The 11,083-nt window shown below is 73.5% G+C and carries 11 protein-coding genes and 1 pseudogene; 8 read left to right on the plus strand and 4 right to left on the minus strand.

Going from position 1 to position 11,083, the window contains the following annotated elements; translation table 11 throughout:
- Positions 1-686, minus strand: a pseudogene (locus ACFWPQ_RS51390) (hypothetical protein); the annotation flags it as partial.
- A 452-nt stretch (positions 687-1,138) separates the two neighbouring features.
- On the opposite strand from ACFWPQ_RS51390, the gene ACFWPQ_RS51395 reads away from it, so the two are divergent.
- The 4 genes from ACFWPQ_RS51395 (at position 1,139) to ACFWPQ_RS51410 (ending at position 6,518) form a co-directional block, all read left to right on the plus strand.
- A complete protein-coding gene (locus ACFWPQ_RS51395) occupies positions 1,139-2,077 on the plus strand; it encodes an SGNH/GDSL hydrolase family protein (protein ID WP_384052031.1) in 939 nt (312 codons plus the stop codon).
- A gap of 173 nt (positions 2,078-2,250) precedes the next feature.
- On the plus strand, positions 2,251-4,509 hold the full coding sequence (locus ACFWPQ_RS51400; RefSeq protein WP_384052033.1) for an MMPL family transporter: 2,259 nt from the start codon (positions 2,251-2,253) through the stop codon (positions 4,507-4,509).
- Positions 4,510-4,623: 114 nt separating this feature from the next.
- A complete protein-coding gene (locus tag ACFWPQ_RS51405; protein ID WP_384052035.1) occupies positions 4,624-5,841 on the plus strand; it encodes a sensor histidine kinase in 1,218 nt (405 codons plus the stop codon).
- On the plus strand, positions 5,838-6,518 hold the full coding sequence (locus ACFWPQ_RS51410; RefSeq protein ID WP_384052036.1) for a response regulator: 681 nt from the start codon (positions 5,838-5,840) through the stop codon (positions 6,516-6,518). The genes ACFWPQ_RS51405 and ACFWPQ_RS51410 overlap by 4 nt, the downstream gene beginning before the upstream one ends.
- 24 nt (positions 6,519-6,542) lie before the next feature.
- Here ACFWPQ_RS51410 and ACFWPQ_RS51415 read toward each other — a convergent pair whose 3' ends face one another.
- Positions 6,543-7,385 (minus strand): class I SAM-dependent methyltransferase, encoded by an 843-nt coding sequence (locus ACFWPQ_RS51415; RefSeq protein WP_384052038.1) that lies wholly within the window; start codon positions 7,383-7,385, stop codon positions 6,543-6,545.
- 375 nt (positions 7,386-7,760) lie between these two features.
- Here ACFWPQ_RS51415 and ACFWPQ_RS51420 point away from each other — a divergent pair, with 375 nt between their 5' ends.
- Positions 7,761-8,117: a 5-carboxymethyl-2-hydroxymuconate Delta-isomerase gene (locus ACFWPQ_RS51420; RefSeq protein WP_384052040.1), complete on the plus strand. Its 357-nt coding sequence runs from the start codon at positions 7,761-7,763 to the stop codon at positions 8,115-8,117.
- 8 nt (positions 8,118-8,125) lie between these two features.
- On the opposite strand, the gene ACFWPQ_RS51425 is transcribed toward ACFWPQ_RS51420, so the two are convergent.
- A complete protein-coding gene (locus tag ACFWPQ_RS51425; protein ID WP_384052042.1) occupies positions 8,126-9,094 on the minus strand; it encodes an alpha/beta hydrolase in 969 nt (322 codons plus the stop codon).
- A 258-nt stretch (positions 9,095-9,352) separates the two neighbouring features.
- Here ACFWPQ_RS51425 and ACFWPQ_RS51430 point away from each other — a divergent pair, with 258 nt between their 5' ends.
- The 3 genes from ACFWPQ_RS51430 to ACFWPQ_RS51440 all read left to right on the plus strand — a co-directional run bounded on the left by ACFWPQ_RS51430 (position 9,353) and on the right by ACFWPQ_RS51440 (position 10,605).
- A complete protein-coding gene (locus ACFWPQ_RS51430) occupies positions 9,353-9,808 on the plus strand; it encodes a MarR family winged helix-turn-helix transcriptional regulator (protein ID WP_384052044.1) in 456 nt (151 codons plus the stop codon).
- Between the two features lie 97 nt (positions 9,809-9,905).
- Entirely contained in the window at positions 9,906-10,139 is a 234-nt protein-coding gene (locus tag ACFWPQ_RS51435) for a hypothetical protein (protein WP_384052046.1), read from the plus strand.
- Between the two features lie 10 nt (positions 10,140-10,149).
- Positions 10,150-10,605 (plus strand): RpiB/LacA/LacB family sugar-phosphate isomerase, encoded by a 456-nt coding sequence (locus tag ACFWPQ_RS51440; protein WP_384052048.1) that lies wholly within the window; start codon positions 10,150-10,152, stop codon positions 10,603-10,605.
- A gap of 38 nt (positions 10,606-10,643) precedes the next feature.
- On the opposite strand, the gene ACFWPQ_RS51445 is transcribed toward ACFWPQ_RS51440, so the two are convergent.
- Positions 10,644-11,009, minus strand: a complete 366-nt coding sequence (locus ACFWPQ_RS51445) for a DUF6479 family protein (RefSeq protein ID WP_384052050.1) — start codon at positions 11,007-11,009, stop codon at positions 10,644-10,646.
- Positions 11,010-11,083 lie beyond the last annotated feature (74 nt).

Genomic DNA, 11,083 nt, shown 5'->3' on the forward strand with positions numbered 1-11,083 from the left:
GTGGTGGCGCTCGCGGTGGGCGCGGCCGTCGCCGCCGCCGTCGCGGCGACCGTGTCCGTGGACGCCGTCGCGGCGGACTGCGGCTGGGCGGCGGAGGCCGCCCCGGGCTGCGGCGACGCGGCGGAGTCCTGACCGGACGTCGGTGCGGCATGGCGCGCGCCGGTGGTCCGCGCCCGCTGGGTGTTCGCGGTCGCCGCACCGGTGGCGGTCGTGGCGTCCGGGGCCCGGTGCCGGCCGGTCGGCACCGCCGCCTGGGTGGCGTCGGTGGCCTGCTCGTCCGCGAGTCCCATGGTCCTGTTGTCCGGGGCCGTGGCCGCCTGGGCCCGGTCGGTGCCCTGCCGGTCCAGCGAGGCGACGGTCAGCCCGCCGCCGACCAGGGCGACCGCGGTGGCCACCACGGCCCGCCGCTGGTTCTTCTTCCAGCGGGCCCGCTGACGGCGCCGGGCCGCCCGGCCCAGCGGCGCGGAGGGCACGGGGCCCGGGCCGTCGTACGGGTCCTCGGCGGCCTCTTCGGCGTACGTGTCCGGGTCGTAGAACCACGTGGTGTCGGCCGGGGCCCGCCGGACCGCCGCACCGGTCGTCGCCGGGGCCACGGTCACGCGCGGGGCGACCGGCGCGTAGGCGCCGCAGCCGGGGCATGCCAAGGCGCCGTTGAGGTGCCGACGGCACGAGGAGCAGTAGTCCATCCGTGTCTTCCTGACTCGACTGCGCCGACGGCGTCCACCGCCATGGCCTGAACTCGTTCGCACGTGGGATCGAACGGCCAGAACGGTAGCGAGCCTTTGGCCGGGCGGTGTGCAGCCTGTGTGTCGCTTCTGCGCAGATGCCGTCCGGGTCGGCGCACAACCCGGTTCGAACAGGGCCCGGCCCGCAGCCCGGCCGCCGGTGTCGACTGCCTCCGTCTTCACCCGGGTCCGGAGCAGGCGCTGCTGAAACCGCGGTAGGCGCTGCTGAAACCGCGGTACGCCGGCAGGGCCGCGCGTACTGCGTGATGAGACCGCCGATCTCCCGCAGCGGTACGACGACGGGACGGGCGGCGCGCGGGGAGCCTGAAGCGGTGTCGGAGACCGGCGCCGCGCCGCCCACCGCGGCCCGGCCCTGCGCCGGTCGATCCCCAGCGGGAGAACAGGACGATCGGATGAGGACTCGTACCGGGTTCGGGCTCGCGGCGGTCGCCTCGTGCGTCGCGCTCGCCACCGCCGTGACCGTCGGCAGAGGCGGTGGTGGCGGTGCCGCCCCGCCCCCCACACCGCCGAAGGGGCCGTACGTCGCGCTCGGCGACTCCTACACGGCCGCCCCCGGCATCCCCGGCCGGCACGGACGGCCCGCCGGCTGCGAGCGCTCCGACCGCAACTACCCCGCCCTGGTCGCCGCCAGGCTCGCGCTGCCGGCCGCCGGATTCCGGGACGTCAGCTGCAGCGGGGCCGTGATGGCCGACCTGTCCGGGCCGCAGTCGACGGACGACGGCGTCAACCCCGCGCAACTGTCGGCCGTGACCCGGTCCACGCGGCTGGTCACCCTCGGCATCGGCGGGAACGACATCGGCTTCGGCTCGCTGATCACGACCTGCGTCAAGAGCGGCGTGGCCTACCGGCTGGAGCGGCGGATCGTGGGCGGCACGGCCGACGGCGCGCCGTGCCGCGACCGGTACGCGGCGGACGGCACCGACGAGGTCGAGGGCAGGATCAGGACGGCGGGCGCCCGGCTCTCCGCCGTGCTCGACGACGTCAGGCGCCGGGCGCCCGCGGCCCGGGTCTACGTGGTCGGCTACCCCGCGATCCTGCCCGCCGCCGGAACCGACTGCACCGCGCTCGGACTGGCCCCCGGCGACGTGACCTACCTCCGCACCAAGGAGCGCCGCCTCAACACCGTGCTGCGCGAACGGGCGCAGGCCGCCGGGGCCGGCTACGTCGACACCTACACGCCTTCCACGGGCCGGGACGCCTGCGCGGACCCCGGCGTGCGCTGGATCGAACCCCTGGTCCCGAAAGCCCCGGCCGCCCCCGTGCACCCCAACGAGCGCGGTGAGCGGGGCATGGCCGACGCCGTGCTCCGCGCGCTCGGGTTGACGGACTGACGGCCCGCCCGTCGTACCGGGGCATGATCCGGCGCCCCGCACGCCTACTGCGGATTCAGTAGTCCGTCCTGCGGATTCAGTAGCCGGCAGTGCCAGTAGCCGCACGACGACGCGGGGGCCCTCGCCGGGACAGCCTGGGTGACCAAGCGAGATCGGATGCGGAGTTCTCTGACGTGGCTACTTTTCTCTATCGACTGGGCCGACTGGCCTTCCGGCGGCGCGGATACGTCGCCCTGTTGTGGTTGGCCGTCCTGGCCGCCGTAGGACTGGGCGCGCTGCAGGCGCCGGGCGCCGCCGACGAGGAGTTCTCGACGCCGGGCATCGAGTCCCAGAAGGCGTTCGACCTGATGCAGGAGCGGTTCCCGGGAGCCGCCGCCGACGGCGCCACCGCGCGGGTCGTCTTCGTCGCCCCGGACGGGCAGCGGGTCACCGCCACCGGTCACCGGAAGGCGATCGAGGAGACGGTGACCGCCCTGGGCGACGGCGCCCAGGTGGCCGGCGTCACCGACCCGTTCAAGGCGGACGCGGTCAGCAAGGACGGTACGACGGCCTACGCGACCGTCACCTACAAGGTCAAGTCGTCCCAGCTCACCGACGCCGCCCGCACCGCACTGGACGATGCCGTCGACCAGGCGCGCGACACGGGCCTCACCGTCGAGACCGGCGGCTCCGCCATGGACAGCGGCGCCGGACCCGGCGGCGTCGCCGAGATCATCGGCATCGCGGTCGCGGCCGTCGTCCTGCTGGCCACCTTCGGTTCGCTCGCGGCCGCCGGACTGCCGCTGCTGACCGCGATCCTCGGCGTCGGCATCAGCATGTTCACCGTCACCCTGCTGTCCGACGCCCTGGGCCTGTCCAGCAGCACCGGCACCCTGGCGATGATGCTGGGCCTCGCCGTCGGCATCGACTACGCCCTGTTCGTCGTCTCCCGCTACCGGGAGGAGCGCGCCAACGGCCGGGCTGCCGAGGAGGCGGCCGGGCTCGCGGTCGGCACGGCGGGCTCGGCGGTGGTCTTCGCAGGCCTGACCGTGGTCATCGCCCTGGCCGGCCTGTCCGTCGTCGGCATCCCGATGCTCACCAAGATGGGCCTGACCGCCGCGGGGGCGGTGGTCGTCGCCGTGGTCATCGCGCTGACGGTCGTACCGGCGCTGCTGGGGTTCTGGCCGAACGCCGTGCTGGCGGGTGCCGCGCGCCGGCGGGAAGGCGGCCGCCGCCGGTTCCCCTTCCGGTCCGGTAGGGCGACGTCCCAGGACGGCAACCGCGACAACCACGGCACCCGTTGGGCCCGTCTCGTGCTGCGCCGCCCGGTCCCCGTGCTGCTCCTGGCCGTCCTGGGCCTCGGCGCCCTCGCCGTCCCGATGACCCAGCTGCAGCTCGGCATGCCCGGGGACGAGGCCAAGTCCACGTCCACCACCGAGCGCCGCGCCTACGACGACCTCGCCGAGGGCTTCGGCCCCGGCTTCAACGGCCCGCTGACCATCGTCGTCGACGCCAGGGGAGCCGCCGACGCCAAGGCCGCGGTAAGCACGGTCAGCGATCGGATCGCCGGTACGAAGGGCGTCGTCTCGGTCACCCGGGCGCACTTCAACAAGGCGGGCGACACCGCGGTGTTCACCGCCACGCCCGCCACCAGCCCGACCGACGACCGGACCAAGACCCTCGTCCGGACGATCCGCGACGAGCGCCCGGCCGTCGAGTCGGCGGCCGGCGCCTCCTTCGAGGTCACCGGCACCACCGCGCTGAACATCGACGTCGCCGCGAAGGTGCAGTCGGCCCTGGTGCCCTACCTCGTCACCGTCGTCGGTCTCGCCGTCGTCCTGCTGCTGGTGGTCTTCCGGTCCCTGCTGGTCCCCCTCAAGGCGGCGCTCGGCTTCCTGCTCTCGGTCCTCGCGGCGCTGGGCGCGGTCGTCCTGGTCTTCCAGCAGGGCCATGCGGCCGGGCTGTTCGGGGTCGCGCAGACCGGGCCGATCATGAGCCTGATGCCGATCTTCCTGGTGGGCATCATCTTCGGCCTCGCCATGGACTACGAGGTCTTCCTCGTCTCCCGGATGCGGGAGTCCTACGTCCATGGCGCGCCGGCCAAGGAGGCGGTGGTCGCCGGGTTCCGGCACAGTGCCCGGGTCGTCGTGGCCGCCGCACTCATCATGATCGCGGTCTTCGCCGGGTTCATCGGCGAGAGCGAGTCCATGATCAAGATGATCGGGTTCGGCATGGCCACCGCCGTCCTCCTCGACGCCTTCGTCGTCCGGATGGCGATCGTGCCCGCGGTCCTCGCCCTGCTGGGGGACCGTGCCTGGCGGCTGCCGAAGTGGCTGGACCGGCTGCTGCCCCGGGTGGACATCGAGGGCGAGGCCCTCACCCGGAACGCGGCCCCCGCCACCGTCACCGACCCGGACCCGACCCCGGACGAGTCGGTCCAGGCCGGAGTCTGACCGGCCGGATCCGGTCCGGCGGGCCGCACGTGGCGAAGACCACGGGCGGCCCGCCGGTGCCGGGTGCCGCACGTCGTCCACCATGGGGATCAGGCCCTTCACCCGGAGAGACAGATGACCACCAGCCTGGAGCGCTACACGGGACGCCGGCACACCGCCACCGACGTGGTCCTGGTCCTGGGACTGCTCGGCTGCGTGACCCTAGGTGCCTCGATCGCCATCCCCGGCATCAGCCAACCGCAGGAGGAATGGCCCGCCGTGGTACTGGCGACGCTCTCCTGCCTCGCCCAGTTGAGGGCGCGCACCTATCCCCGTACCGCCGCCGTCGTGGCCACCGTCTGCATGGTGATCACCGTCGGGCTGGGCTACCTGCTGACACCCCTGCTGCTCGCCCCGCTCATGATCGCCCTGTACCGGCTGGCCGCCGGCACCGACCCGAGGACCACGCGTGTGTACGGCGCCGCGACCATGGCCGTGGTGGTGGCCACCGCGCTGTTCGACCAGCCGACCACCGACATGCTCCTGCTGCGCACCGTCGGCCCGGTGCTGTGGCTGATGCTGCCCCTGGTCGGCGGCAGCCGGGACCGGCTGCGCCGTGACTACCTGGACTCCGTGCAGGCCCGCGCCGCGTACGCCGAGCGCACCCGCGAGGAGGAGGCCCGGCTGCGGGTCGCCGAGGAGCGCATGCGGATCGCCCGGGAGCTGCACGACGTCGTCGCCCACCACCTGGCCGTCGCCAACGCCCAGGCCGGCACCGCCCGCCACCTCGTACCCACCCGGCCCGACCAGGCGCTGACGCTGCTCGACGGGCTGACGGCCACCACGTCCTCCGCCCTGATCGAGCTCCGGGCCACCGTCGGGGTGCTGCGCCAGTCCGGTGACCCGGACGCCGAGTCCCTGGAGCCCGCCCCGGGCCTGGACCGGCTGCCCGAACTGGTCTCGACCTGCGCGGGCGCCGGCCTCGACGTCACCCTCAGCACCGAGGGCGAGCCGCGGCCCCTGTCACCGGGTGTGGACCTGACGGCGTACCGGATCATCCAGGAAGCCCTCACCAACGTGACCAAGCACGGTGCCGGCCAGGGCGCCGACGTCCGGCTCACCTACGCCGGGACGCGGCTGCTCATCTCGGTCACCAACGACGGCACCGCCGCCACCGTGCCGGCCGACGGCGGCTACGGCCTCATGGGCATGCGCGAGCGCGCCCACTCCGTCGGCGGCGACCTGCGGGCCGGCCCCCGCCCGGGCGGCGGCTTCGAAGTCGCCACCGCCCTCCCGCTGCACTCTCTCGCACCGGAAGAACCCGCACCGGAAGAGCCGGAGGCCGCCGCGTGAGCATCCGCGTCCTGCTCGCCGACGACCAGGCCCTCCTGCGCGGCACCTTCCGGCTGCTGATCGACTCCTGCCCGGACCTGGAGGTGGTCGCCGAGGCCGCCGACGGACAGGAGGCGGTGGACCTCGCCCGCACCCACCACCCCGACATCGTCCTGATGGACATCCGCATGCCCGGCACCGACGGCCTGGCCGCCACCGCCGCCATCTGCGCCGACCCCGGCCTGTCCGGCACCCGCGTCCTCGTCCTCACCATGTACGAGACCGACGAGTACGTCGCCCGGGCGCTGCGCGTCGGCGCCAGCGGCTTCCTCGGCAAGTACGTCACCACGGACACCCTCCTCGACGGCATCCGCACCGTCGCCGCGGGCGAGGCGCTCCTGTCCCCGGGCGCCACCCGGGCGCTCATCACCCGCTTCCTCGCCGGCCCCGCCCCCGGCACCCTCCTGGCACCCCCGGAGCGCCTCGACGACCTCACCCCGCGCGAACGGGAGGTCACCGCGCTCGCCGCCCGCGGCAAGTCCAACGACGAGATCGCCGGGGAACTCGTCCTGAGCGTCCTGACCGTCCGCAGCCACATCCAGCGCGCCCTGACGAAACTCGGCGCCCGCGACCGCGCCCAACTCGTCGTCATCGCCTACCAGACCGGCCTGGTACGCCCGGAGTCCCGACAGACCTGAACTCCCTGAACGGGGTGGGGCAGGTCAGGGTTCCGCCGCCGGGCCGACCGGCGTACCGGTCTCCCCTCCGCCCTTCCGGCCCCAGACGGTGAGCATGCCGGCCGACAGCGCGGCGCACTCCTCGGAGGCCAGGTACCGGACCGCCGCGTCGACGGCCGCGTCGTCGACCAGGCCGGTGACGCGCATCGCTGCCCGGCTCCGCTCCCAGGTGTCGGCCCAGAAGCGGCTGAGGGGACTGCCCGGCTGCAGCGGCGGCACATGGATCTCGGCGGCGACCGAACCGAGCCCCGCGCCGCGCAGCAGCTGCGGATACGACGGCACCCAGGAGACATCGGTGCCGATCGTGGCCCGCAGCCCCTGCCACATCGCGCGCATCACCGACGTGTACGGCGTTTCGGGCGCCCGGTCGCTCGTCAGGTCGACCGCGTCGCTGAGCACCAGCACGCCGCCGGGCGCGACGAGTCCGGCCAGTGTGGAGACCAGGCGCTCGTGCTCGGGCAGGTGCATCAGCACGAAACGCGCGTGGACGAGCCGGAACCGGCCGCGGACGGCGTCCGGGGCGGTGATGTCGGCCTCCAGCACGTCCAGCCCGGGCTGCTCGGGCCGCTCGGTCAGGAAGCGCACGTCACGGTCGACCGCGAGCACGCTGGTCACCCCGGCCTCGTCCAGCAGCCGACGGGAGACCGTGCCCGTGCCGGCCCCCACGTCGAGGCAGCGCCACCCCGGGCCGGCCCCGAGAGCCCGCAGCCGCGCCATGGTGATGTCGTCGTAGGCAAGGGCGCCGAAGTCGATGCGCTCGCCCTCACCGGCCTGCTCGGGACGGAAGACGGCCTCGCCGTACCGGCCGCCGCCCGGCGAGGTGGTCACGCTGCCGCCGGAGTGACACCCGGTCCGCCGTCGAGCACGTGCAGCCGGAACAGCGGGTCGTAGCAGAGGTTCATGGCCGGGCCTTCGCACATGTGGGGGAGAGAGGAGGGGGCGGTGGTACCGGGCCGCCGCTCCTCCGATCCTCCGGCGATGACCGTCCGCACGGTCGAGGCGCGCCGCACGAACGGCCGATCGGCCCAAGGGCAGGGAGGCGGGGCGACCCGGTGGTCAGGACCCCACCGCCGGATCTCCGGCAGATCGAAGGCTGATACAACTATCTTCGCCGCACACCGGTCCTGCCGAGGGTGACGGCCACGCGGAACGCGTTCGAGTCGCGTTCGAGGAATCCGACCGGCCAAGAGGATCAGGGTCGCCATGCCGCACATCACCGTCGACTACTCCCCGGGCCTCGCCGACTCCTTCGACCTGCGGGTCTTCGCGGCGGAGCTGCAGCCGACGGTGGTGGAGGGGAGCGGTTCGGCGGGTACGTGCAAGACGCTGTTCCGGCAGGCGGCCGAGGCCGGTGTGGCCGACCGGTACGGCGACGGGACGGCCTTCGTGCATGTGGGGGTGGGGCTGTTCCCCGGACGGTCCGACGGGGTCAAGGCCCGGCTGTCCGAGGACGTGCTGGCCCTGCTGGAGAAACACCTGGGGGTGGGTACGACCCGGGCCGTGGTCTGCTCCGTGGAGGTGCGTGACCTGGCCGGGTCGTACCGTCTCCGGACCTTCTAGGCCGGCCGTCAGCCGGTGTGCAGGGCCGTGTGCAGGGTGCGGACGGCGAGGGTGATGGCGGCTTGGGCGGCGTGGGTCTCGCGCAGGGCGTTGAGCATGACGAAGTCGTGGATGATGCCCTGGAAGCGGACGGCGGTGACGGGGACGCCGGCGGCGCGGAGGTTGTTGGCGTAGGCCTCGCCCTCGTCGCGCAGGACGTCGGCCTCGCCGGTGATGACGAGGGCCGGGGGCAGGCCGGTGAGCTGTTCGGTGGTGGCGCGCAGCGGGGAGGCGGTGATCTGGGCGCGCTCCGTTTCGTCGGTCGTGTACTGGTCCCAGAACCACTGCATGCCGTCGCGGCGCAGGAAGTAGCCGGTGGCGAACTGGTGGTAGGAGGGGGTGTCGAAGCTCGCGTCGGTGACCGGGTAGAAGAGGACCTGCTGGAGCAGGGGGAGGCCGCCGCGTTCCTTGGCCATCAGGGTGAGGGCGGCGCTCATGTTCCCGCCGACGGAGTCGCCGGCGACCGCGATCCGGGTGGCGTCGAGGTCCTTGGTCGCGCCGTGGGCGGCGACCCACTGGGCGACGGCCCAGTTCTGCTCGATGGCGACGGGGTAGCGGTGCTCGGGGGAGAGGTCGTACTCGGGGAAGACGACGGCGGCGTTCGCGCCGACCGCGAGTTCGCGGACGAGGCGGTCGTGGGTGTGGGCGTTGCCGAAGACCCAGCCCGCGCCGTGGATGTAGAGGATGACGGGGAGGGTGCCGGTGGCGCCGGCGGGCTTGACGATGCGGGCGCGGACGGTGCCGGTGGGGCCGCCTTCGACGGTGATCCATTCCTCGTCGACGGCGGGCTTGGCGATGTCGCCGGACTGGACCTCGTCGACGGCCTTGCGGCCCTCGGCGGGGGCGAGGTCGAAGAGGTAGGGCGGGTTGGCGGTGGCCTCGACGAAGGCCTGAGCGGCGGGCTCCAGAACGGGGCGGGCGGGCGTGGCGTCGGTCATGACGGCCTCCTCGGTTCGGGTGTCGCGCACAGGGCGGCCGGCGGTCTTCGCCGGGGTGGCGGCACGAGAAGAAGAGTAGCGCGCGATTAAGTCGCGCGCTACTTATTCTTGGGTGATCTATTTGTGTCCGATATGATCGGATGCGAAGTATTTGGGCTCCACAGGGTCGAGGGGACCGGAAAGCTAAGGTGGTGAACGGCGCTGAACGCCACAGGAATCACCGGAATCACAGGAATCACCGGAACCAGGAGTCGCCCCGTGGACCGCACCGCTGCCGAGTCGGCCGAGGGCTCGCTGCTCCTCGACGACCAGCTCTGCTTCGCGCTGTACGCCGCCTCCCGCGCGGTGACCGCGCGCTACCGTCCGCTCCTGGACGAACTGGGGCTGACCTATCCGCAGTACCTGGTGATGCTCCTTCTCTGGGACCAGGACTCGGTGTCCGTGCGCGAGCTCGGCGCCGCGCTGCAGCTGGAGTCGAGCACGCTCTCCCCGCTGTTGAAACGCCTGGAGGCGAGCGGTCTGGTCACCCGGGAACGGCGCCCCGACGACGAACGGTCCGTCGAGATCCGGCTGACCGGGGACGGCGCCCGGCTCCGGGACCGCGCCCGGTCCGTCCCCGTCGCCATCGGGGACGCCATGGGCCTGACGCCCGAACAGGACGCCACGGCGAAGCAGTTGCTGCGCCTGCTCACCGCGAACGTCTCCGAAGGCTGACGGCCCCTCTCGCCGGGCGCGCCTGGACCTGGAGACCTTCCGTGCCGTCGTCGACTCCGGCCGGCTGGGCGGCGGCATCACCCGGGTCAAGGTCCCGATGCTCGCGGCCCACGACTTCACGGTGCAGGCCGCCACCGCCGACGCCTACGCCAACACCCGGCTCATCGCCGACGCGGCCCGCGCGGCCGGGATCGCCACGCCCCTGCTCGACCTCAGCAGCGAGCTCTACGGCGAGAGCGTAGGGCTGGGCAACGCCCGTCTCGACATGTCCTCGGTCCTCACCGCCATCGAGGCCCGCACGGACACCGCACCGCAGCCGTCCGCGGACTAGGCTCCGGGGCATGCGGATCTCCGTCTCCTCCGACATGGACGAACCCGTCGCCCGCCTCCTCGTCGAGGAGCTGCGCCGCCGCGGCCACCAGGTCAGCACGTACGGCGCGCTGGAACCCGGCGCCGACCCGCAGTGGGCCGTCTGCTCGGAGGCGGCCGCCCGGGACGTCGCCGCCGGCGCCGCCGACCAGGCGGTGGTGTGCTGCTGGACCGGCACCGGCGCCTCGATCGCCGCCAACAAGGTGCCCGGGGTCCGCGCCGCGCTGTGCACCGACGCCTACACCGCCGACGGCGCCCGCCGCTGGAACGACGCCAACGTCCTCGCCCTCGGCCTGCGGCTGACCTCGCAGCCGGTGCTCAAGGAGATCCTCGACGCCTGGTTCACGGCCACGCCGAGCCAGGACGCCGAGGACCTCGGGAACGTGGCCCACGTCGGACGGCTCGACGCGGGCCGGGGAACTGTCTAGGTACCGGCCGGAGGGCAGCGTGGTGGGCTGCCCGGGGGTCAGTGGGCGCCGAGCCCGCCGCCGCCGAACGAGCCGCTGGAGCCCGGACTCCAGCGTGGCCGGTCCTTCGACGCGCTCGGCCTGGTCTGCTGGTTGCTGAGTTCGTACGGGGTGAGCGGACGGCCGCCCTTGGGGATCTGGGGGATCTCCTCGGACTCGCGGTTCTCCCGGACCTCGCGCACCGCGCCCTCCGGTGGCAGTTTCGGCTGCTCCTCGGGGCGTGGCCGAGGCGACTCGCGGTACTTGACCCGGTTGCCCAGCCAGAAGCCCCCGGCGAGCATCGCCAGCACGGCCACGGCCACCAGGAAGAGCGCGAGACTCATCAGGCCGCTGGGAGCGGCCAGCTGCATCGGTTCCGTACTCATAGCAAAGGGATACCCCGCCCAGAACGGTATGAACCGGACGCGCTCGGTGGCTGATCGTGCACAGAGGGCGACCG

The sequence above is a fragment of the Streptomyces sp. NPDC058464 genome, from assembly GCF_042721035.1.
Classification (GTDB): Bacteria; Actinomycetota; Actinomycetes; order Streptomycetales; family Streptomycetaceae; genus Streptomyces.